Origin of the sequence: Pseudoduganella guangdongensis (assembly GCF_009857475.1) — a bacterium.
Taxonomy (GTDB): domain Bacteria; phylum Pseudomonadota; class Gammaproteobacteria; order Burkholderiales; family Burkholderiaceae_D; genus Rugamonas; species Rugamonas guangdongensis.
Window position 1 is genome coordinate 240,682 of sequence record NZ_WWCJ01000007.1, and the last position, 21,835, is coordinate 262,516.

Genomic DNA, 21,835 nt, shown 5'->3' on the forward strand with positions numbered 1-21,835 from the left:
CGCCAACCCGCAAAAAACCACCCCCATGCCTGAATTACCCGAAGTTGAAGTCACCCGGCGCGGTGTCGCGCCGCATATCGAAGGACGCGTGGTACGCGCCGTGGTGCTGCGGCGCGATGGCTTGCGCTGGCCGTTCCCGGACGATTTGCCAGCCATCCTGGCCGGCCGCCGCATCATCACCACCGACCGCCGCGGCAAGTACCTGCTGGTGTGCTTCGAACATGGCACCCTGATCATCCACCTCGGCATGAGCGGTCACCTGCGGGTGCTGCCACCCGGCCTGCCGCCGGAAAAGCATGATCATTTCGACATGACGGTGGAAGGCGCCGATAGCACGCAGGTGCTGCGCATGACCGATCCGCGCCGCTTTGGCGCCGTGCTGTGGCATGCGGCGGACGAAGGCGCGCTGGAAGAGCATGCGCTGCTGCGCGGCCTGGGCGTGGAGCCGCTGGGCCAGGCCTTCAGCGGCCGCCTGCTGTTCGCGCAGACGCGCACGCGCAGTGCGGCCATCAAGCAGGTCTTGATGGCGGGCGATATCGTGGTCGGCGTGGGCAATATCTACTGTTCGGAGAGCCTGTTCCGCGCCGGCATCAATCCGAAGACGGCGGCCAACCGCATCAGCGCGGCGCGCTATGACCGCCTGGCGCAGGCGATCCGCGAGGTGCTGGCCGAAGCAATAGTTCAGGGTGGTAGCACTTTGCGCGACTTTATCAGCGTAAACGGGCAATCGGGCTATTTCCAGCAGTCATATTTCGTCTATGATCGTGCTGGTGTGCCTTGCCGCCTGTGCGGCGCGCCTGTGCGCCAGATCAAGCAGGGACAACGCTCCACTTTTTATTGTGTAAATTGCCAGAAATAACGAGATAAAACGAAGATGGTAAGGGACCTCGAACAATACAGCGCCTGGCGCCAGGGTGTAATCGCCGCCGTCGCAAACTACCGCGACTGGATCGTACAGGCCGACCTCGCGGATGCAGCGGCTGAGCAGCGCCTGGCGCGCACGCTGTCCAAGCTGTCCGACGACAAGCTGTCGGTGGCCTTTGTGGCGGAATTTTCGCGCGGTAAATCCGAGCTCATCAATTCCATTTTCTTCGCCGATTTCGGCCAGCGCATCCTGCCGTCGGCCGCCGGCCGCACCACCATGTGCCCGACCGAGCTGATGTACGACGCCGCCTACCCGGCCTGCATCCGCCTGCTGCCGATTGAAACGCGCGCCGCCAACCTGTCCACCAGCGATTACCGCGATGATCCGCATGCCTGGACCGTGCTGCCGCTGCAACTGGACTCGCCGGAACACATGCAGGAGGTCTTCAAGCAGGTCAGCCTGACGCGCCATGTGCCGGTGGAGGAAGCCAAGCGCTACGGCCTGTACGATGAGAACGATCCGGACATGGCGGTCACGCTGGACAGCGACGGCCTGGTCGAGATTTCGCGCTGGCGCCACGCCATCATCAACTTCCCGCACCCGCTGCTGAAGCAGGGCCTGGTGATCCTGGATACGCCGGGGCTGAACGCGATCGGCACCGAGCCGGAACTGACCCTGAACCTGATCCCGCATGCGCACGCGGTGCTGTTCATCCTGGCCGCCGATACCGGCGTGACCAAGAGCGACATCGAAGTGTGGCGCACGCATATCGGCAACGGCGCCGGACGCATGGTAGTGCTGAACAAGATCGATTCGATGTGGGACCCGCTGCGCACCGAGGCGGAGATCGACGCCGAGATCCTGCGCCAGCAGGACCACGCGGCGCACATGCTGGGCCTGGATGCGCGCCAGGTGTTCCCGGTGTCGGCGCAGAAGGCGCTGGTAGGCAAGATCACCGGCGACCATGAGCTGGTGCACAAGAGCCGCATGAAACAGCTGGAGAGCGCCCTGTTCAATGAGCTGATCCCGGCACGCAAGGACATCATCCGCCGCCGCCTGGGCGACGAGCTGGCGGCGCTGAGCGGCGCGCAGTATTCGGCGCTGTCGGCCAAGACGCGCGGCATCATGGAGCAGTTGCTGGAGCTGAAGGGCCTGCGCGGCAAGAACCAGACCGTGATCGCGCACATGGCGCGCCGGGTGGAAGTGGAGAAGAAGGAATTCGACGAGAGCCTGTTCAAGCTGCAAGCCACGCGCGCGGTGTTCACGCGCTTGTCCACCGAGCTGTATTCCAGCCTGGGCATGGACGTGCTGCGCGACAGCTTGGTGAAGGCGCGCGCGGGCATGCAGTCGAGCCGTTTCACCACCGGCCTGCGCGACGCGATCGGCGGCTACTTCGACAGCATCCATGCCAACCTGGATGAATCGGAGCGCAAGATCGAAGAGATCCGCTCGATGATGGAAACCATGTACAAGAAGTTCTCGGCGGAGCATGGCCTGTCGTTGGCCTTGCCCATGGCCTTCTCGCTGGCCAAGTACCGCGACGAGATCAACGAGGCGTACAGCATCTACGAAAAGCAGTTCGGCACCGCGACCATGCTGACCACCTCGCGCGTGGTGCTGATGGAGCGCTTCTTTGATTCGGTGGCGTCGGCTGTGAAGCGCTGCTTCAAGGCGGCCAATGCGGATACCGATGCCTGGCTGAAGGTGATCATGGCGCCGCTGGAGTCGCAGATCCGCCAGCACAAGGAACAGCTCAAGCACCGCCAGGCGTCCATCGCGCGCATCCACGATGCGACCGATACGCTGGAGCAGAAGATCGAGGCCTTCGAGGCCACGCAGGCGGCGCTGGAGGCGCAGAAGGCCAAGCTGGCATCGCTGGCAGCAGCCATCAATGATGCGATCGCGGCGGAACCGGTTGTACTGGAGGCGGCGGCGTAAGTGCAGTATGAAGATCCGAGCTTCGCGGCCGACCTGGTCGCGTGGCAGAAACAACATGGCCGGCACGACCTGCCGTGGCAAAACACCCGCGATGCCTACCTGGTGTGGCTGTCCGAAATCATGCTGCAGCAAACGCAGGTGTCGGCGGTGCTGGGCTACTACGCGCGCTTCCTGGAGCGCTTCCCTACCCTGGCTTCGCTGGCCGCCGCTCCCGTTGAAGACGTGATGGCGCAGTGGGCCGGCCTGGGCTACTACACCCGCGCGCGCAACCTGCACAAGTGCGCGCAGCGCGTGGTGGCGGAATATGGCGGCGTGTTTCCATCCGACCCGGCCTTGCTGGCCGAGCTGCCGGGCATCGGCCGCTCCACCGCCGCCGCCATCGCCGCCTTCTCCGCCGGCCGCCGCGCGGCCATCATGGATGGCAATGTCAAACGTGTCTTTGCGCGCGTGTTCGGCATCGACACCTATCCCGGCGAACGCAAGACCGAGGAAGCCATGTGGGCGCGTGCCGAAGCGTTGGCGCCTGCCGACGATATCGAGGCCTACACCCAAGGCTTGATGGACATGGGCGCGACGCTATGCACGCGCAGCAGCCCATCGTGCGAGCGCTGCCCGATGCAGGCGCGCTGCGTGGCGTTCGCCACCGGCCGCACCGCAGAACTGCCGATCCGCAAACCGAAGAAAGCCACCCCGGAAAAATCCGCCCACATGCTGCTGCTGGTCGATCGCGGCCAGGTGCTGCTGGAGCAGCGCCCCGCGACGGGCATCTGGGGCGGGCTGCTGTCCTTGCCCGAGCTGGCCGGCCACAACACAATCGCGCCCCCCGCCAACGCCGGTGCAGCTGCCGCACCCGACGCGTACGCCACCCCGGTGGACGCTGCCGTAGCGGCAGCCGTGAGCCCGTTCGGCACAATGGAGTCGCTGGAACGCATGCTACCCGTAGTGCACATCTTCACCCACTACAAGCTGCACATCCACCCGTTGCTGGTCACGCTCTCGGCCCGCGCCGCGCTGGCCGGTGAAGAGCGCTACGTATGGCTCAACGCCGCCGCCCTGCCCGACGCCGCCCTGCCCGCGCCGATCAAGAAACTGCTGCTCGAGTTGCTCGGCGAACGCGCCCAGGCGCGCATGTTTTGAAGGGCATGGGCCGGTTTAAGGCGCCTTGACGTTTTGGCTGACCAAGTCGCTGGCAGGGGCGCTACTGCTTTCGGTTGGCCTGCTGGGACCGGCTTCAGCCTGGATGGGGCCGCTGATCCTGCATCACTACAAGGCCAAGGACAGGCTCAAGCGGAAAACAGCTTCGCCATATTGATGGCTGTCCCAAGCGCCTTCATCATTGCCGATGTGCGCCCGGCATTCAAGCAAGCCCAAGCGCTGCCTGGGCTTGAGGCAGGTCAAAGGTCTTCCAGGGAGTAGATGCGGCGGTGTTCGGCGATGGCGTAGCGGTCGGTCATGCCGGCGATGTAGTCGGCCACGCGGCGTGCTTGCGCGCTGGCGTCGCCGCGCTCGGTGCGGTAGTCGGGCGGCAGCAGCGCGGGGTCGGCGGTGAAGGCCTGGTACAGCTCGCGCACCATGCGGCTGGCTTTCAGGCGCATGCGGTTGACCTTGTAGTGGCGGTACAGGTTCTCCATCAGGAAGCGCTTGAGTTCCGTGGCGTCCTTGCGCATCTGGTCCGAGAAGCGGATCAGCGGCGGCGCGGCGCGCACCTCGTCGATGCTGCGCGGATCGTGTGCGGCGATGCGTTCCTGCGAGGTGGCGATCAGGTTGTCGGCCAGCGCGGTGATCAGGCGGCGCAAGGTTTCGTAGATGGCGCGGCGGCCAGCCAGGCCGGGATGCGCGGCCTGCACTTCGCGCCACAGGCGGCCGAAGAATTCCACCTCCTCCAATTGCGCGATGGTGATCAGGCCGGAACGCAGGCCGTCGTCGATGTCGTGGCTGTTGTAGGCGATTTCATCGGCCAGGTTGGTCAGCTGCGCTTCCAGCGAGGGCTGGGTCTTGTCGAGGAAGCGCTGCGCCACCTCGCCCAACTGGCGCGCATTGTTGACGGAGCAGTGCTTCAGGATGCCTTCGCGCGTTTCGAACATCAGGTTCAGGCCGTCGAAGGCGCCGTACTGTTCTTCCAGCAAATCCACCACGCGCAGGCTTTGCAGGTTGTGTTCGAAGCCGCCGTGCTCCTTCATGCATTCATGCAGCACGTCCTGCCCCACGTGGCCGAACGGCGTGTGGCCCAGGTCGTGCGCCAGGGCGATGGCTTCCACCAGGTCTTCGTTCAGGCGCAGGTTGCGCGCCAGCGAGCGGCCGATCTGGGCCACCTCCAGGCTGTGCGTCAGGCGGGTGCGGAACAGGTCGCCCTCGTGGTTGAGGAAGACCTGGGTCTTGTATTCAAGCCGGCGGAAGGCGGTCGAATGGATGATGCGGTCGCGGTCGCGCTGGAACTGCGAGCGCGAGGCGTGCGGGGTTTCGGGGACGCGGCGGCCGCGCCCCTTGTCAGAATGTGCTGCGTAGGGGGCGAGCGTCTCTTCCAAGATTTACTCCGTGCAGGCGGCCAGGGTTTGCAGCAGCACGTCCTGCGGGGCGGTCGTGATGCGCGCTTTGCCGAGCGGGTCGAGCAGGATGAATTTGATCGCCCCGCCCTCGTTCTTCTTATCCACTTCCATCAGCTCCAGCCAGCGCTCCACGCCCAGGTCGGGCGCCAGCACCGGCAGGCCGGCGGCGGCCACCAGGGCGCGAATGCGCTCCACGGCGGCGCGGTCGATAAAGCCCAGGCGCTGCGACAGGTCGGCCGCCATCACCATGCCGCAGCCGACCGCCTCGCCGTGCAGCCAGGCGCCGTAGCCCATGCCGGCTTCGATCGCGTGGCCGAAGGTGTGGCCGAAATTCAGGATGGCGCGCAGGCCGCCTTCTCGTTCGTCCTGGCGCACCACGTCGGCCTTGATTTCGCAGGAGCGCGCGATGGCGTAGGCCAGCGCGCCTTTGTCGCGCGCCATCAGCAGGCCGATGTTCTCTTCGATCCATTCGAAGAAGGGCACGTCGATGATGCAGCCGTACTTGATCACTTCCGCCAGGCCGGCCGACAGCTCGCGCTCGGGCAGGGTTTCCAGGGTGCTGGTATCGGCGATCACGGCTTTCGGCTGGTAGAAGGCGCCGATCATGTTCTTGCCTTGCGGGTGGTTGATGCCGGTCTTGCCGCCCACCGAGGAATCGACCTGCGACAGCAGGGTGGTCGGCACCTGCACGAAATCCACGCCGCGCATATAGGACGCGGCGGCGTAGCCGGTCATGTCGCCGATCACGCCGCCGCCCAGCGCCACCAGGGTGGTCTTGCGGTCGGCCTTGTTGGCCAGCAGGGCGTCGAACACCCGCATCAGCGATTCCCAGTGCTTGTGTTCTTCGCCGTCCGGCAGCACCACCTCGATCACGTCCTTGCCGGCGGCCAGCAGCGGCGCGCGCACGCGCTCCATATACAACGGCGCCACGGTCTCGTTGGAGACGATGGCCACCTTCTTGCCGCCCACGTATTTGGCCAGCAGGCTGACGTCATCCAGCAGGGATGGGCCGATGGCGATCGGATAGCTGCGCTCTCCCAGCTCGACATTGAGCAGGATATTGGTCTGTTCGTTCATTGCGGGTTCTGCCTTGGTCACGCAGTTGGGCGCGGCCTGGCAGGCCAGCGCGTCCAGCTGGTTGATGATGGATTGGACCATCGATTGTACGTTGGGGCGGCCGGTGTCGACGACCAGGTCGGCCATCTCCATATACAGCGGCTCGCGCTGCGCCAGCAGTTCTTCCAGTTTCTTGCGGGGATCGGCCGTCTGCAACAGGGGCCGGTTCTTGTCGTGCGCCGTGCGGGCCAGGATCGAATTGACCGATGCGCGCAGGTAGATGACGGTGCCGCGCTCTTTTAGCAGGGCGCGGCTGCCTTCGTTGAGGATGGCGCCGCCGCCGGTGGCCAGCACGATGCCTTGCTGGCAGGTCAGGTCGCGGATCACGTCCGCTTCCCGCCGGCGGAAGGCTGGTTCGCCTTCAATCTCAAAAATCCACGGGATCGAGGCGCCCGTGCGGCTTTCAATTTCGTGGTCGGAATCGATAAACCGCAGGCCCAGCTTGCGGGCGAGCTGACGACCGATTGTCGTCTTGCCCGCCCCCATCAACCCAACTAAATAAACATTTTGCATTCACGCATGATAGCTCAATTCGGGTCGAGGCAGTCTGCGTAGGCGCCACTGTTATTGGTGCCGTATGGGCTGGTGTAGCCCGGTGGGATGACTTTGCGGTCGCTGTAATCGCTGACCAGGCCGATCAGGCGCGGGATGTACGCCTGGTACACGGCTTCCGAACCTTGCACCGCGCCGCGGATGGTCAGGTCCACCGCCAGCCAGTTGGCGCGGTCGCGCGGGTAGGTCAGGGTCACGATGGCGGTGCCGTTGGCATCGGTGGTGCCGCCAGTGGTGACTGTGACCGGAATGCCCGGCTCCAGGGTGCCGTTGCGGTTGACGTCCTCGCCCGGGTTGATGAAACCGTCGCGGTTCAAGTCTTCGTTCGGGCAGCCCCACGGGGTCGGCTTCAGGCCGGTGCCGTTCGGCAGCTGCCATGGGCCGTCGGAACCCAGGTATTCCAGGGTGCCCTTGTAGTAGTAGCGCGGCACCACGGAAGCGGTGACGGTGACGCCCGGCACGGCATTGCCACTGGCATCGGACACGATGACGGTGTAATCCTTGCGGTAGCGGGTCGGGCCGTCGACGCCGATCACGTTGCCGGTACCGGCCGTGATGGACAGCGATTTGCGCGACACGGTCAGGTTGGCCGTGCTGGAGGCGGTGGAGGCGCCTTGCAGCTGGGCGCGGATCACCACGCCGTTCAGCGGGGTGGCCGAGGTGCCGGCCACGTAGCTGACGGTGGCCGAGCCATCGGCGCCGGTGGTCACCAGGGACGGCTGGGTCAGGTAGCCGCCGCTGGCGTCACTCACGATGCTGAAGGAAACGCGGGCGTTCTTGACCAGGTTGTTGGCCGGGGTGCCATCGCGCACCACCGCGCGGATGGTGGCTTGCTGGATGCTGCTGTTGGCGTTGTTGGCAGCGACCACGGCCGGGTCGGCCTGCACGATGATGTTGGACGAGGCCAGCAGCGGCGCCACGAATTCCAGGCTGCCCTGGGTCGTGGTGGAGTTGACGATATTGGCGGTCAGGGTGGCGACACCCGGGCTGCTGGACTGCACGTACACGACCGCGTCGCCATTGTTCAGGCTGACGCCGTTGGTCATCGGGATGGTGCACTGGGCATTGGTGAAGACGCTGCCGCGCGAGCTGCCCACCACCACCACGCCGAAGCGGTCGTTGATGTTGTCGGTGCGGACCGCCACCGGCACGCAGGTGTTGATGTCTGCCACGTCGCCGGCTGCGCCGCGCACCGTGAAGTTGGTGGCGCTGATGGCGATGATAGCCGTGCTGGTTTCACCCTGGGCGCTGACGGTAATGGTGTCGGAGGTGCCGGCGTTGGCCAGGAAGCTCAGGATCAGCTGGCCGGCCGAGTTGGTCACGGCCGGGCCGCCGCCCTTGACGGTCAGCGAGTTGCCGCTGGAGCTGAAGGTGACCGGCTTGCCGCGCAGCGCCACACCAGCCGAGTCCACCAGGTTGACGGTCACATCGCTGGTGCTCTTCAGGCTCACGGTGCTGTTGGCGTTGACGGTCAGCTTGGTGCCCGCGACCACCACGGTGGCCACCACCGGCGTCACGCCAGGCAGGCTGGCGGTCACGCGGATGGTGCGGCTGGTCGCGTCGCCGCCGGTGTTCAGCTTGGCGCTCACGATACCCTTCTCATTGGTGACCGGATTGCTGATGCTCAGGCTGCCCGAGTCGGCCGACAGGTCGACCCGCACGCCCTGCATCACCATGCTCTTGGAATCCTTGACCAGGGCCGTCAGCTCCACTTCCGCGCCTTCGGCGCCGGCCGAATTCAGGGTGCCGGAGTTGGCGGTCAGGGTCAGGGTCTGGGTGGCTGCCACCACCTTGACCACGATTTCGTTGGAGGTCACGCCGTTCACACTGGCGCTGATCTTGATATCGCGCAGCGACGGGTCGCCCTGGGTGCTCAGCTTCTCGGTCACCACGCCGTTGGCGTCGGTGACGGCAGTGCTGGTGCTGATGCTGCCGGAGCTGGCCTTGAACACCACTTTCGCGTTGGGCACGGCGCGGCTATTGCCATCCTTGACGATGGCGGTCAGGGTCACTTCGGTGCCGGCCTGGCCGGAAGAAGCGATGGTGTCGGCGCTGGCCGTCACCACGATGCTGGCCGCGGTCGGCGCAGTCGGGTCGGGGTTGCCCGGCGTGGAACCCGGCGAACCACCGCCGCCGCCGCAGGCGGCCAGCAGGCTGGCGCAGGCTAATGCCCCCACCCAGCCCGATAATTTGCTTAAAACATTGCTCATTTCTCTTACCCTTATACTGGTGACACTGGATTTCGTCTCAACGCGCGGACAAGCGGTCGGTTACGATCTTTGGCGTAATGAAGACCAGCAGCTCGGTCTTGTCATTGGTACGCGAATTATTCTTGAACAGGTTGCCCAGGATCGGTACGTCGCCCAGGAACGGCACCTTGTTCACGGTATTGCGCTCGACCTGCTGGTAGATGCCGCCCAGCACCACCGTGCCGCCGTTCTCCACCATCACCTGGGTCTTCACGTGTTTGTTGTCGATCGCGAAGCCGGCGCGGGTCTCCTGCGCCACGGAATCCTTGGTCACGTCCACGTCCAGCACCACATTGCCGTCCGGCGTGATCTGCGGCACCACGTCCAGCTTCAGGTTGGCCTTGCGGAACACGATCGAGGTCGCGCCGCTGGAGGTGGCCACCTGGTACGGCAGTTCAATACCCTGCTCGATGATGGCGGCCGTCTTGTCGGCGGTCACCACGCGCGGGCTGGAAATCACCTTGCCGGTGCCGTCGGCTTCCAGCGCCGACAGTTCCAGGTTGAGGAAGCGGTTGGCGGCCGAGTTGAACAGGCTGATCGCCAGGCTGCCGGCCTGCGCGCCGCCGATATTGGCCGCCGGCAGGTTGATGAACTGGGTATTGCCGAAGGAGGTGGTGTCGTCCACGCGCACCACGCCGGTGGCCTGGCCCACGCCGTTCTGGTTGCCGCTCACCGCCAGGCGGTTGTTGCCGCCCACGCCCCAGCCGGCGTCGCCGCCGCGGATGCCGCGCATGTCGGCAAAGCCCAGCTTGGCGCCCAGGGTGCGGGTGAAGGTATCGGACGCCTCCACGATGCGCGCCTCGATCAGCACCTGCTTGGTGGCGATGTCGGTCTTCTGGATCAGCTTGCGCACCTCGTCCAGCTTGGCCGCGATGTCGGTCACGAACAGCTGGTTGGTGCGCGGCTCGATGATGGCGCTGCCGCGCTTGGACAGGATGCGGTTCTTGGTATCCGAGCCGTCAACGCCGAACACGGTCTTGAACGCTTCCGCCTTCTGGTAATTGAGCTGGAAGATTTCCGATTTCAGCGGCTCCAGGTCGGCGATCTGGGCGCGCTGCTCCAGCTCCAGCTTTTCCTTGGTCAGCAGCTCTTCTTTCGGCGCGATCCACAGCACGTTGCCGTTCTTGCGCATGTCCAGACCCTTGGCCTGCATCACCACGTCCAGCGCGTGGTCCCATGGCACTTCCTTCAGGCGCAGGGTCAGGTTGCCGCCCACGCTGTCACTGGTGATGATGTTCAGGCCCGAGATGTCGGCAATGGCTTGCAGCGCCGAGCGCACTTCCACGTTCTGGAAGTTGAACGAGATCTTCTCGCCGCGGTAGCCCTGGGAGCCCTGCACCAGCTTGTTCGGGTCTTCCTTGATCGGCTTGACCTCGACCACCAGCTGGGTGTCGCTCTGGTACACGCTCTGCTCCCACAGGCCGTGCGCCTCCACCGTCATGCGCACGTTCTCGCCTTGCGGCACGGTGGTCACGCGGTTCACCGGGGTGCCGAAATCGGTCACGTCCAGGCGGCGGCGCAGGGTTTCCGGCAGGCCGGTCTTGAGGAAGTCCACCACCACGCCGGACACGGTCTGGCGCACGTCCACCGCCACCTGGTTGTGCGGCAGGTCGATCACGACCCGGCCTTCGCCGTTGTTGCCACGGCGGAAATCGATATCGCGCAGCACTTGCTTGCCCTTGGCGACTGGCGCCGGCGCCGCTGCCACCACCGGCAGGCCGCGCGCGTCGACCGCCTGCGCCACGCCGCCGGAGGCGTCGATGGTCAGGATCACGGACTTGCCGTCAATCGCGGTGGCGTAGTTCAGGGTGCGTTTCAGGTTGAACACCAGGCGCGAGCGCTCGCCGGCCTGCACCACGTTCACGCTGGCCAGGTCGCCCAGGTTGAGTTCCTGGCTGGTCTTGCCGGTGGCGTTGGTGGTGGCGCCGAAGTCCAGCGCGATGCGCGCCGGGTTGGTGATGGCAAAGCCGATCGGCAGCTTTTGCGGCGCGTCTTTCATCTGGATCTTCACGATCACATTGCTGCCCTGCTGGTTGGCAGTGATCGATTCGATCGCATTGCCTTGCTGGGCCTGCGCCACGGCGGCACTGCCGGCTAGCGCCAGCACTACGCCCACCTGGCGGCATAGGCGCTTCACGGTTCTGATGGCGATCATTTGGAGCTCTCCTTACTTTCCTGCAGTTCCAGCTTCGATATGCGCTCGACCCAATCGCCGGCCGCATCCTGAACAATTTCCCTGACCGTGATCGCGTCGTCGTCGACCCCGGTAATCAAGCCATAATTTTGTCCCGCGTACTGCCCGGACTTGACCTGGTAGACGGTGCGGTCAATCTGCACCAGGCCGTACACCACGCGATTCTTCTCCATCGTGCCCACCATCTTCATGGCGTCGAGCGGGAAGCTCTCAAGGAACTCCTTGCGCCGGTTCTGGTCCGGGGCCTGCGCGCCGCCCGGGCGGTTCTTGGCCATCTCGGTCAGCAGCTTGCTGGCGTTGAACGGGTCCAGCGCGTCGTTGGCGGCATAGGCAAACGAGGTGAAGGTCTTCGGTTGCGGCAGCGGCTTGACGGTGGGGCGGGTTTCCGCCTCGACCTGCTTCATCCAGCTTCGCACCTGGTCCACATCGCTTTCACCGCACGCGCTCAACAGCAGCGTGCACAGCAGAGGGGCGAACTTCTTCATTTTTTCGCTCCTTTTTTCTTCTTCTCGGCGGCGGCGCTGCGTTGCGCCGCCACTTCTTCCGGATCGAGGTAGCGGAAGGTCTTGGCGATGGCGTTCAGCTGCAACTGGCCGCCGCCGGTATCCTTGCCGTCCTTGGTCTTGGTATCGAGCGAGATATTGTTCAGCGTGACGATACGCGCCATGGCCGCCAGGTCGCCGGCAAAGGCGCCCAGGTCATGGTAGCTGCCGGTCACGCGCAGCTCGATCGGCTGTTCGGCGTAGTACTCCTTGACGTCCACCCGGCTCGGCTTGAACAGGTCGAAGGTCAGGCCGCGGCCGGTGCCGGCCTGGTTGATGTCCGACAGCAGGGCCGCCATTTCGGCTTTGCCCGGCAGCTGCTTCTCCATCTGCACCACGTATTTGTCGACTTGCTCTTTCTGACGCTTGAGCTCCTCCAGGTTGACCGCCTGGCCCACCTTCGTGGTGTACTCGTCGCGCAGCTTCTGCTCCTGCGCCGCGCCTGCCTCCAGCTCCTCGTACTGGGTTTGCCAGTAGAAGAAATAGCCGGCCAGCACCACCAGCGCACCCACGCCCAGCGCGCACAGTACGCGCGGCACGATCGGCCACAGGCCAGGATGCACGCCGTTCAGGTTGCGGAACTGGGCGCTGAGCGACTCCCCTAATTCTTTCAGATCAGTTGCCATGGTTATGCTCTCAGGACTTGACAGCGGCGGGCTTGGCGCCAGTTTTGGCGCCCGGCTTGCCGTCCGGGTTTTCGTCCTTGTCGCGCGGACGCTTGATCATGACCGACAGCTGGAACTCGACGATCTTGTGGCCGCCGGCCTTGCCTGGCCCGCCCAGGGTGCCCGACTTCACTTCCATCAGGTCCGGGCGCTCGAGCCAGGGCGAGTTGCCCGACAGGTTGCGCAGCAGCTCGGAGACGCGCTCCTGCGACTGGGCGTTGCCGGTCAGGGTGACTTTCAGGTTTTCCTGCTTGACGGTGCGCAGGTAGACGCCGGGCGGGGTCTGCTTGACCAGTTCGTCCATCAGGTAGACCGGCTGGTTGCGGTCGGCCTGCAAGTCTTCCACCGCCTGCTGGCGTGCCTTCAGCGCGTCGATTTCCTGGCGCAGGGTGGAGATTTCGGCGATCTTCTTGTCGAGCACGGCGATCGACTCCTTCAGCACGCCGTTGCGTTGCTCCTGGACCGACAGCGCGCGCGCGTTGTAGCCGCTCACCAACAGCACGATGGCCACGCCGGCCACACCGCCCAGCGCCAGCAGCGCGACAAAGGCTTGCTTGCGCAGCTTGCGTTTTTCCTCCCGGTGCGGGAGCAGGTTAATGCGTATCATCAGCCGAACCTCCGCATGGCCAGTCCGCACGCCACCAGGTAGGCTGGCGCGTCGCTGCGCAGCGCCTGCTCACGCACGCCCGAGGCCAGCTGCATGCCCTTGAAGGGCGAGACAACGGCGCTGGAAATGCGGGTGCGGCTGGCGATTATTTCGAGCAGGCCTGGCAGGACGGCGCAGCCGCCGGCCAGGAAGATCTGGTCGATCTTGGTGAATGGGGTCGAGGTGAAGAAGAACTGGATGGCGCGCGTGACTTCCAGCGCGGCGCCTTCCAGCCATGGGGCCAGCACGTCGGACTGGTAATTCTCCGGCAAGTCGCCGCTCTTCTTGCGCGCCTCGGCTTCCTCGAACGCCAGGCCGTAGGAACGCACCACGTCCTGGGTCAGCGAGTTGCCGCCGAAGGGCTGCTCGCGCTCGTACACGGTGACGCCGTCCAGCATGACGGAAATCTGCAACGACACGGCGCCGATCTGGAACAAGGCGATCACCTGGCCGGCGCCGCCATCCGGCATTTGCGCCGTGATGCGGTCGAGCGCGGCGCGCGCGGCGTAGGATTCGATATCCATCACCTGCGCCTTCATGCCGGCCGATTCGGCGATCGCGACCCGGTCCTCGACCTTCTCGCGGCGCGCGGCCGCCAGCATGACTTCAATATCGTCGACCGAGTTGGCCACCGGGCCGATCACATCGAAGTCCAGGCTCACCTCGTCCAGCGCGAAGGGGATGTACTGCGCCGCTTCCGACTCGACCTGCACTTCCAGCTGTTCTTCGCTCATGCCGGACGGCAGCACGATCTTTTTCGTGATCACGGAAGCCGGCGGCATGCCCAGCGCCACATGCTTGGCGCGCGTGCCGCTTTTCTTGATCAGGCGGCGCACCGCCTCGACCACTTGCTCCATATTTTCAATATTGCCGTCGGTAACGGCGCCTCGCGGCAACGGCTCCGAGGCACAGCGCTCCAGGCGCACCCCGTCCTTGCCCGTATCGGACAATTCCACCAGGCGCACGCTCGAGGTGCTGATATCAAGGCCGACCAGAGGCGCCTGGGCGCCACCAAACAGGGCTTTCAGGTCCAATGACATGGATGCACTCCTGACAACTCCATAGACATTTACATATCCAAATTCGTTTAAAAACCCGTGTTTAGACGCCAAACATGAGACAGTACATTAGATGCTAGCAACATTGCATGAGCACTGTAAAGGTATTTCTCCCGTGCACTTGTCAGCGAATAGCCACACTAAATCTTGCAATTTATGGCATATCAATTAACTAAGTTGTTTAGTTACTCACGGACAATATTTCCATCCATCAGGTGCGCGCGGGGGGATGGGGCCTCATTTATAATGCCTTGCATAAAACCTACTGAAGCTGCATATGACTGCAAATAATCACGAAACCCAGGCCAAGAAACCCAGGGGTTTCCTCACGATGGCCCTGATTTCCCTGCTGGGCCTGCTCCTGGCCGGCGTCTTGCTGGTGGTGTTCGGCCTGGCCCTGGCCTACCCCAACCTGCCGTCGCTGGAAACGCTGACCGATTACCGGCCGAAAATGCCGCTGCGCATTTACTCGGCCGACAATGTGCTGATCGGCGAGTTCGGCGAAGAGCGCCGCAACCTGGTGCATATCAAGGACATCCCCGATGTCATGAAGAAGGCCGTGCTGGCCATTGAGGACAACAACTTCTACGAGCACGGCGGCGTCGACTACGTGGGCATCCTGCGCGCCGCCCTGCACAATGCGACCGGCGGCGCGCGCCAGGGGGCGTCCACCATCACGCAGCAGGTCGCGCGCAACTTCTTCCTCTCCAGCGAGCAGACGTTCAAGCGCAAGGCGTATGAAGCGCTGCTGGCGTGGAAGATCGAGCAAAACCTCAGCAAGGACCAGATCCTGGAGGTTTATATGAACCAGATCTACCTGGGCCAGCGCGCCTACGGCTTTTCGTCGGCCGCCCAAATCTACTTCGGCAAGAACCTGAAAGACATTAGCGTGGCCGAGGCCGCGATGCTGGCCGGCCTGCCCAAGGCGCCGTCGGCCTACAACCCGGTGGTCAACCCGAAACGCGCCAAGGTGCGCCAGCAATACATCCTGCAGCGCATGGCTTTGCTTGGCTATATTACGCCTGCCCAATACGAAGCGGCGAAGATTGAACAGCTAAAAGTGAAAACCGACAGCAGCGAGTTCGGCGTGCACGCCGAATATGTTGCGGAAATGGCGCGCCAGCTGGTGTACGAGCAGTTCAAGGAAGAAACCTACACCCGTGGCCTGAACGTTTTCACCACCATCACCAAGGCCGACCAGGATGCCGCCTACCTGGCCCTGCGCCGCGGCGTGATGGATTACGAGCGGCGCCACCCCTACCGCGGCCCGGAAGCCTATGTCGACTTGCCGTCCAATAAGGCCGAAGCCGATGAAATCATCGAAACCGAACTGGCCGAGCATCCCGACAGCGACGATATCGTGGCGGCCATGGTGCTGAGCGCCGGCGCCGACAAGGTGCTGGCAGTCACCGCCTCCGGCGAGGAAATCAGCATCAGCGGCGCCGGCCTGGCCATGGGCAAGAACTGGCTGTCGGACAAGAACCCACCCAATAAGCGCATCCGCCGCGGCGCCGTGATCCGCGTCATGCAAGTCGAAAAGGACTGGCAGATCACCCAGATGCCGGAGGTGGAATCGGCCTTCGTCTCGGCCAGCACCGAGGACGGCGCGATCAAGGCCATGGTGGGCGGCTTCGACTACAACCGCAACAAGTTCAACCACGTGACCCAGGCCTGGCGCCAGCCCGGCTCCTCGTTCAAGCCCTTCATCTACTCCGCCTCGCTGGAGCGCGGCCTGTCGCCGGCCACCCTGATCAACGACGCCCCGATCTCGTTCGACGCCGGCCAGACCGGCGGCCAGGCGTGGGAGCCGAAGAACTACGACGGCAAATATGAGGGTCCGATGAGCATGCGGCGCGGCCTGACCAAGTCCAAGAACATGGTCTCGATCCGCATCCTGCACCGCGTGGGCGCCAAGTACGGCCAGGAATACACCTCGCGCTTCGGTTTCGACCCCGAGCGCAACCCGCCCTACCTGACCCTGGCCCTGGGCGCCGGCGCCGTCACCCCGATGCAGATGGCGGGCGCCTATGCGGTGTTTGCCAACGGCGGCTACAAGATCTCGCCCTACCTGATCGCCAAGGTCACGGACGCCAACGGCAAGGTGCTGTCGCAGGCCAACCCGGACAAGGCCGGCGACGAGAAAAACCGCGTGATCGACGCGCGCAATGCCTTCCTGATGGATTCCATGATGAAGGACGTGGTGCGTTTCGGCACCGCCACCCGCGCCCTGTCGCTCAAGCGCCCGGACATCGCCGGCAAAACCGGCACCACCAACGACTCGATCGACGCCTGGTTCGCCGGCTACCAGCCGAAGCTGGTGGGTGTGGCCTGGATCGGCTTCGACCAGCCGAAGAACCTGGGCAATAAGGAAACCGGCGGCGGCCTGGCCTTGCCGATCTGGATCGGCTACATGGCCAAGGCCCTGAAGAATGTTCCGGTGGAGGAGCGCGCGATACCAGATGGCATCATCGCCCAGGATGGGGAGTATTACTATGCGGAGAACCCGCCGGGCGTCGGGGTTGATAGCCTGGAAGGCGCGACGCGCGGTACGCCGGCGGAGGAAAAACAGAAGGATGCGGTGAAGAACGAGTTGTTCTAAACCCGCGAATTCGGGGTCAGGCCCCAGGGTCTGACCCTTGGGTCTGACCCTGGTTTACCGGGTTCAAGGCGCCACCACCACCGGCGCCCCGCCCTGCTCCGTCACAATCTCCGACAACGCCGCATACAGCTCGGTACCGCGGCGCGTATCGACCCACTTGCCGTCCACCTGGCGATAATGGAAGCCGCCGGAACGGGCCGCCACCCACAGCTCCTGCATCGGCGCCTGCGAGTTGATAATGACTTTCGAGCCGTTGTGCACGAATTCCACCTCCAGCACGTTACCGCTACGGCTGCACTCCACATCCACCATGTCCTGCTCGCACAAGCGGTCCAGCGATGCTTCGATGGCTTCCAGGGTGGCGTCAGCCAGGTCCAAAAATTCTGTTTCGGTCATGCTACACTCCAAGATTCTTATCCAGCCCCTATTTTAATCGTGAAGTCCCGAATCGCACTTGCTGCTGTTGCAACGGCAGCCCTGCTGGCCGGTTGCGGCCAAACCGGCCCCCTCTACCTGCCAAAGCCACCGGCCAAACCTGTTACCGCAGGCAAACCCGGCGTGGCGCCACCGGCGGCTCCGGTTCCGTCCACCCCACCCGCATCCCAACAGTAAGCTCCCATGTCCAACTTCGAATACCAGAATGGCGTGCTGCACGCCGAGGGCGTTGCGCTCAACGCCATCGCAGAACAGTACGGCACCCCGGCCTACGTTTATTCCAAAGCGCAGCTGACCGATAACTTCGACTCATACGCCAAGGCCTGCGCCGGCCGCGATGCCTTGGTGTGCTACGCCATGAAGGCGAACTCCAACCTGGCCATCCTGGACCTGCTGGCGCGCCGCGGCGCCGGTTTCGACATCGTCTCGGGCGGCGAGCTGCTGCGCGTGATCGCCGCCGGCGGCGATCCGAAGAAGGTGATCTTCTCCGGCGTCGGCAAGAGCGTCGAAGAAATGCGCCTGGCGCTGTCGCACGACATCCTGTGCTTCAACGTGGAATCGATCCCGGAACTGCACCGCCTGAACGAAGTGGCCGGCAGCATGGGCAAGCAGGCGCGCGTGTCGCTGCGCGTCAACCCGAACGTCGACCCCAAGACCCACCCGTATATCGCCACCGGCCTGAAAGCCAGCAAGTTCGGCGTGGCCTTCGACGACGCGCTGGATACCTACCGCACCGCCGCCAAGCTGCCGCACCTGGACGTCTCCGGCATCGACTGCCACATCGGCTCGCAGCTGCTGGACGACGCGCCATTGCTGGAGGCGCTGGACAAGCTGATCGAGCTGATTGATGCGCTGGGCGCGGAAGGCATCCACCTGCACCACCTGGACATCGGCGGCGGTCTCGGCGTCGACTACGGCGACGGCGCGCCGGTGCCGGTGGGCGACTACCTGGGCCGCCTGTTCAAGCGCATCGACGCCTGGCGCGCCGCAAAGCACGGCGGCGCACCGATCAAGGTGATCTTCGAGCCGGGCCGCTCCATCGTTGGCAATGCCGGCGTGCTGCTGACGCGCGTGGAATTCATCAAGCATGGCGAGGAGAAGAACTTCTGCATCGTCGATGCGGCGATGAACGATATGGCGCGCCCAGCCATGTACCAGGCCTGGATGGACATGCAGCCGGTGCGCGAGAGCGCTGAAGCGGCCGCCATGTTCGACGTGGTGGGCCCGATCTGCGAATCCGGCGACTGGCTGGCGCGCGACCGCGAACTGAGTGTCGCACCGGGCGACCTGCTGGTGATGAAAACCGCCGGCGCCTATGGCATGACCATGGCCTCCAACTACAACACGCGCGGCCGCGCGGTGGAGCTGATGGTGGACGGCGGCGTGGTGCACGTGGTGCGCCAGCGCGAAAACCCGGCCGACCTGTTCGCGCTGGAATCGGTGATCCGCTAAACCCGCCCCTGGCCGCAAATCACACGGGGTCAGACCCTCGGGTCTGACCCTGGTTTACCGGTTTTCCCAGCGCGCGCCCACCAAACGCGCGCGCCAAGCAGAACCAGCACGATCAGCCCAAACAAAATCGGCTTGTTAAAGTCGCTCTTGCCCGCCCGCATCCACCAGAAATGCAGGATACCCAGCGGCGCAATCACATACACCAGCTTATGCAGCAGTTGCCAGCGCTTGCCGCCCAGGCGGCGCACCATGCCGTTGGTGCTAGTCACCGCCAGCGGCACCAGCAGCACAAAGGCGATGAAGCCGACCGTAATGAACGGCCGCTTGACCACATCCTTCAACATCTCCTGCACCTCGAAGAAGTGGTCGAACCAGAGGAAGGTGGTGAAGTGCAGCAGCGCGTAAAAGAACGCGTACAGCCCCAGCATACGGCGCAGCTTAAGCAGCCAGTTCCAGCCCGAGAGTCGCCGCAGCGGCGTCACCGCCAGCGTGATGCACAGGAAGTACAACGTCCACGAACCCGTATTGCGCGTGATGTACTGCAGCGGTTCAACCAGCTGGTCGGTCGCCACCAGGTACACCAGCGCAAAGAACGGCAGCAAGGCCAGCAAGAAGACGCAGCTTTTGATAACCGCCAGCTGGCGCGGCGTCGGCGCAAATGCCATCAGAAGAACCTTTTCAGATCCATGCCGGAGTACAGCGAGGCCACCTCGTTATAGCCGTTGAACATCAGCGTCTTGCGCTTGCGCGTGAAGAAGCTGTCCTCGCCGATGCGGCGCTCGCTGGCCTGCGACCAGCGCGGGTGGTCCACATTCGGGTTCACGTTCGAGAAGAAACCGTACTCGTTCGGCGCCGACAGGTTCCAGGACGTGCGCGGCATATCGCGCACGAAACGGATCTTCACAATCGACTTGGCCGACTTGAAGCCGTACTTCCACGGCAGCACCATGCGCAGCGGTGCACCGTTCTGGTTGGGCAGCACCTCGCCGTACATGCCGAAAGTGAGCAGCGCCAGCGGATGATTCGCCTCGTCGATGCGCAAGCCTTCCACATACGGCCAGTCCAGCACGCGGCTGCCGACGCCCGGCATTTGCTTGCGGTCGGCCAGGGTGGTGAATTCAACATACTTCGCATTGCCGGTCGGCTCGACCTTCTTGATCAACTCGGAGAAGGAATAGCCGATCCAAGGGATCACCATCGACCAGCCCTCCACGCAGCGCAGGCGGTAGATGCGCTCCTCCAGCGGCGCCAGCTTGAGCAGGCTGTCGATGTCGAGCGTCAGCGGCTTTTTCACCTCGCCCTCGATCTGCACCGTCCAGGGCCGCGTGCGCAGCGTATGCGCATGCTCGGCCGGGTCGGACTTGTCGGTGCCGAACTCGTAGAAGTTGTTGTAGGTGGTAGCGTCCTTGTACTCCGTCGGCTTATCCATGACGGCAAAGGCCGGGTTGCGTTTGGCGGCCAGCCTGGCGCCGCTTCCGCCCTGCGCCAGCGCCAGCTCGGGCCCGAGGATGGCGCCCGCCGCCGCCAGCTTGATGAATTTACGGCGCGACTCATAAACGTCGCGCGGAGTGATTTCCGAAGGGAGGATCAGCATGGTCAGCTCCAGACTGGTGCAAGGTAATAGCTAAACCTTACACCAGTTTGCTGAAGCCGATATTAAAGCTTGCCGTAGGAATGCAAGCCGGAGAGGAACATGTTCACGCCGAGGAAGGCGAAGGTGGTGACCAGCAGGCCGACCACGGCCCACCACGCGGCCGCCTTGCCGCGCAGGCCGGACATCAAACGCATGTGCAGCCAGGCCGCGTAATTCAGCCAGACGATCAGGGCCCAGGTCTCTTTCGGGTCCCACGACCAGTAGCCGCCCCACGCTTCCGCCGCCCACAGCGCGCCCAGGATGGTGGCGATGGTGAAGAAGGCGAAGCCGATCGAGATCGCCTTGTACATCACGTCTTCCAGCACCTCGCCGCCCGGCAGGCGGTCGATGAATTTGCCGCGCACCAGGTTGGTGATGGCGAACAGCACCACCAGGCCGCCCACCATCTGCGTGGTTTTCGCCAGCGCAGCGGTGGTGCTTTCCTGCGCGCCGCCGATGAAGGCGATCAGCCAGCAGGCGGCGACGATGCCGATCGGCGCCACCACCAGCGACAGCCACAGGGTGCGCGCGTTTTCGTATTTGAGCAGGTAGGCCCAGGCCACCATCGAAGCGAGGGCGAAGGTGCCGTAGCCGATGAAGTTGGCCGGCACGTGGATCTTCATCCACCAGCTTTGCAGGGCCGGCACCAGGGGCTGGATCTCCGCCGCGCCGCGCGCCACGGTGTACCACAGCAGGAAGGCCACGGCCGCCGAAATCACCAGCAGCACGAAGGGGCCCAGCGCGCGCGTGGCGTAGTGCTCTTCGTAGTACAGGTAGAACATGGCGGTGATCAGGGCGAACAGGATGAACACTTCATACAGGTTCGAAATCGGGATGTGGCCGATATCGGCGCCGATCAGGTAGGACTCGTACCAGCGCACCAGCATGCCGGTCACGCCCAGCACCACGGCGGCCCAGCACAGCTTGGAGCCCAGCGCGCCACCCAGGGTGGAGCGGGTGAACAGGCCGCCCCAGTAGAACAGGGTGGAGAGGAAGAACAAGGTGCTCATCCACAAGATGGCCGATTGGCTCGACAGCATGTACTTGAGGAAGAAGCGCGTGTCGGCCGCCGCCAGCTGGCCCTGGTACATGCTGATGGCGGCCAGCGCCAGCGCAAAGGAGAGCGGCATCAGCCAGCGCAGCGGCTTCCAATACCAGCCCAGCGCGGCAAAGCACGGCGCCGACGCCAGCAGGATCACCTTTTCATAGATGTCCATATAAGCGCCGAAGCGGTTGAACGCGTACAGCGCGCCCGCGCACAGGGCCAGCGCGAACGCCCAGTCAATAGCGCCGAGGCGCTTGAAATAGCCCGGCTGCTGGGCATAGATTTGTGTTGCTTCCATTT

18 protein-coding genes are annotated in these 21,835 nt (G+C 64.2%); 6 read left to right on the forward strand and 12 right to left on the reverse strand.

Features of this window, described 5'->3' with window-relative positions:
- Window positions 1-25: 25 nt before the first annotated feature.
- From mutM to mutY, 3 genes are read left to right on the forward strand one after another with little or no spacing between them, the layout of a single operon-like run.
- Window positions 26-859, forward strand: a complete 834-nt coding sequence (gene mutM, locus GTP41_RS11920) for a bifunctional DNA-formamidopyrimidine glycosylase/DNA-(apurinic or apyrimidinic site) lyase (RefSeq protein ID WP_161025798.1) — start codon at window positions 26-28, stop codon at window positions 857-859.
- Between the two features lie 15 nt (window positions 860-874).
- Window positions 875-2,803 carry a dynamin family protein gene (locus tag GTP41_RS11925; protein WP_161025799.1) on the forward strand — a complete coding sequence of 643 codons (1,929 nt, stop codon included), beginning with the start codon at window positions 875-877 and terminating at the stop codon, window positions 2,801-2,803.
- Entirely contained in the window at window positions 2,804-3,940 is a 1,137-nt protein-coding gene (gene mutY / locus GTP41_RS11930; RefSeq protein WP_161025800.1) for an A/G-specific adenine glycosylase, read from the forward strand.
- Window positions 3,941-4,197: 257 nt separating this feature from the next.
- Here the strand turns inward: mutY and GTP41_RS11935 are convergent, their stop codons facing one another.
- From GTP41_RS11935 to GTP41_RS11970, 8 genes are read right to left on the reverse strand one after another with little or no spacing between them, the layout of a single operon-like run.
- Window positions 4,198-5,328, reverse strand: a complete 1,131-nt coding sequence (locus GTP41_RS11935; protein ID WP_202419708.1) for a deoxyguanosinetriphosphate triphosphohydrolase — start codon at window positions 5,326-5,328, stop codon at window positions 4,198-4,200.
- A 3-nt stretch (window positions 5,329-5,331) separates the two neighbouring features.
- Window positions 5,332-6,951 (reverse strand): bifunctional shikimate kinase/3-dehydroquinate synthase AroKB, encoded by a 1,620-nt coding sequence (aroKB, locus tag GTP41_RS11940; RefSeq protein ID WP_371867349.1) that lies wholly within the window; start codon window positions 6,949-6,951, stop codon window positions 5,332-5,334.
- A 41-nt stretch (window positions 6,952-6,992) separates the two neighbouring features.
- The gene (locus GTP41_RS11945; RefSeq protein WP_161025802.1) at window positions 6,993-9,227 is read right to left on the reverse strand and encodes an Ig-like domain-containing protein; all 2,235 of its coding nucleotides are present in this window, start codon (window positions 9,225-9,227) and stop codon (window positions 6,993-6,995) included.
- Window positions 9,228-9,264: 37 nt separating this feature from the next.
- Window positions 9,265-11,421, reverse strand: coding sequence for a type IV pilus secretin PilQ (locus GTP41_RS11950; protein ID WP_161025803.1), 2,157 nt, complete (start codon window positions 11,419-11,421; stop codon window positions 9,265-9,267).
- Complete coding sequence (locus GTP41_RS11955; RefSeq protein WP_161025804.1) at window positions 11,418-11,945, reverse strand: pilus assembly protein PilP; 528 nt, start codon at window positions 11,943-11,945, stop codon at window positions 11,418-11,420. Before GTP41_RS11955 ends, GTP41_RS11950 begins: the two co-directional genes overlap by 4 nt.
- A complete protein-coding gene (locus GTP41_RS11960) occupies window positions 11,942-12,628 on the reverse strand; it encodes a type IV pilus inner membrane component PilO (protein WP_161025805.1) in 687 nt (228 codons plus the stop codon). Before GTP41_RS11960 ends, GTP41_RS11955 begins: the two co-directional genes overlap by 4 nt.
- A gap of 10 nt (window positions 12,629-12,638) precedes the next feature.
- Window positions 12,639-13,274: a PilN domain-containing protein gene (locus tag GTP41_RS11965; protein ID WP_161025806.1), complete on the reverse strand. Its 636-nt coding sequence runs from the start codon at window positions 13,272-13,274 to the stop codon at window positions 12,639-12,641.
- On the reverse strand, window positions 13,274-14,353 hold the full coding sequence (locus tag GTP41_RS11970) for a pilus assembly protein PilM (RefSeq protein WP_161025807.1): 1,080 nt from the start codon (window positions 14,351-14,353) through the stop codon (window positions 13,274-13,276). Before GTP41_RS11970 ends, GTP41_RS11965 begins: the two co-directional genes overlap by 1 nt.
- Before the next feature lie 349 nt (window positions 14,354-14,702).
- Here GTP41_RS11970 and GTP41_RS11975 point away from each other — a divergent pair, with 349 nt between their 5' ends.
- Window positions 14,703-16,970 carry a penicillin-binding protein 1A gene (locus GTP41_RS11975; RefSeq protein ID WP_202419716.1) on the forward strand — a complete coding sequence of 756 codons (2,268 nt, stop codon included), beginning with the start codon at window positions 14,703-14,705 and terminating at the stop codon, window positions 16,968-16,970.
- Between the two features lie 63 nt (window positions 16,971-17,033).
- On the opposite strand, the gene cyaY is transcribed toward GTP41_RS11975, so the two are convergent.
- Window positions 17,034-17,366, reverse strand: coding sequence for an iron donor protein CyaY (gene cyaY, locus GTP41_RS11980; RefSeq protein WP_161025809.1), 333 nt, complete (start codon window positions 17,364-17,366; stop codon window positions 17,034-17,036).
- 39 nt (window positions 17,367-17,405) lie between these two features.
- Here cyaY and lptM point away from each other — a divergent pair, with 39 nt between their 5' ends.
- Both lptM and lysA read left to right on the forward strand, forming a co-directional pair.
- On the forward strand, window positions 17,406-17,582 hold the full coding sequence (lptM, locus tag GTP41_RS27985) for an LPS translocon maturation chaperone LptM (protein WP_371867346.1): 177 nt from the start codon (window positions 17,406-17,408) through the stop codon (window positions 17,580-17,582).
- 6 nt (window positions 17,583-17,588) lie between these two features.
- A complete protein-coding gene (lysA, locus tag GTP41_RS11990; RefSeq protein WP_161025810.1) occupies window positions 17,589-18,857 on the forward strand; it encodes a diaminopimelate decarboxylase in 1,269 nt (422 codons plus the stop codon).
- 29 nt (window positions 18,858-18,886) lie between these two features.
- On the opposite strand, the gene msrQ is transcribed toward lysA, so the two are convergent.
- From msrQ to ccsB, 3 genes are all read right to left on the reverse strand, one after another.
- Complete coding sequence (gene msrQ, locus GTP41_RS11995) at window positions 18,887-19,522, reverse strand: protein-methionine-sulfoxide reductase heme-binding subunit MsrQ (protein ID WP_161025811.1); 636 nt, start codon at window positions 19,520-19,522, stop codon at window positions 18,887-18,889.
- Window positions 19,522-20,451 (reverse strand): protein-methionine-sulfoxide reductase catalytic subunit MsrP, encoded by a 930-nt coding sequence (gene msrP, locus GTP41_RS12000; RefSeq protein ID WP_161025812.1) that lies wholly within the window; start codon window positions 20,449-20,451, stop codon window positions 19,522-19,524. Before msrP ends, msrQ begins: the two co-directional genes overlap by 1 nt.
- 62 nt (window positions 20,452-20,513) lie before the next feature.
- Window positions 20,514-21,833, reverse strand: a complete 1,320-nt coding sequence (gene ccsB, locus GTP41_RS12005; protein WP_161025813.1) for a c-type cytochrome biogenesis protein CcsB — start codon at window positions 21,831-21,833, stop codon at window positions 20,514-20,516.
- Window positions 21,834-21,835: the final 2 nt, after the last annotated feature.

Coding starts and splice junctions, on each gene's coding strand:
- mutM (WP_161025798.1), top strand. CDS start 26: ATGCCTGAATTACCCGAAGTTGAAGTCACCCGGCGCGGTGTCGCGCCG.
- GTP41_RS11925 (WP_161025799.1), top strand. CDS start 875: ATGGTAAGGGACCTCGAACAATACAGCGCCTGGCGCCAGGGTGTAATC.
- aroKB (WP_371867349.1), bottom strand. CDS start 6,951: ATGGGGGCGGGCAAGACGACAATCGGTCGTCAGCTCGCCCGCAAGCTG.
- GTP41_RS11945 (WP_161025802.1), bottom strand. CDS start 9,227: ATGAGCAATGTTTTAAGCAAATTATCGGGCTGGGTGGGGGCATTAGCC.
- GTP41_RS11950 (WP_161025803.1), bottom strand. CDS start 11,421: ATGATCGCCATCAGAACCGTGAAGCGCCTATGCCGCCAGGTGGGCGTA.
- GTP41_RS11955 (WP_161025804.1), bottom strand. CDS start 11,945: ATGAAGAAGTTCGCCCCTCTGCTGTGCACGCTGCTGTTGAGCGCGTGC.
- GTP41_RS11960 (WP_161025805.1), bottom strand. CDS start 12,628: ATGGCAACTGATCTGAAAGAATTAGGGGAGTCGCTCAGCGCCCAGTTC.
- GTP41_RS11965 (WP_161025806.1), bottom strand. CDS start 13,274: ATGATACGCATTAACCTGCTCCCGCACCGGGAGGAAAAACGCAAGCTG.
- GTP41_RS11970 (WP_161025807.1), bottom strand. CDS start 14,353: ATGTCATTGGACCTGAAAGCCCTGTTTGGTGGCGCCCAGGCGCCTCTG.
- GTP41_RS11975 (WP_202419716.1), top strand. CDS start 14,703: ATGGCCCTGATTTCCCTGCTGGGCCTGCTCCTGGCCGGCGTCTTGCTG.
- cyaY (WP_161025809.1), bottom strand. CDS start 17,366: ATGACCGAAACAGAATTTTTGGACCTGGCTGACGCCACCCTGGAAGCC.
- lysA (WP_161025810.1), top strand. CDS start 17,589: ATGTCCAACTTCGAATACCAGAATGGCGTGCTGCACGCCGAGGGCGTT.
- msrQ (WP_161025811.1), bottom strand. CDS start 19,522: ATGGCATTTGCGCCGACGCCGCGCCAGCTGGCGGTTATCAAAAGCTGC.
- msrP (WP_161025812.1), bottom strand. CDS start 20,451: ATGCTGATCCTCCCTTCGGAAATCACTCCGCGCGACGTTTATGAGTCG.
- ccsB (WP_161025813.1), bottom strand. CDS start 21,833: ATGGAAGCAACACAAATCTATGCCCAGCAGCCGGGCTATTTCAAGCGC.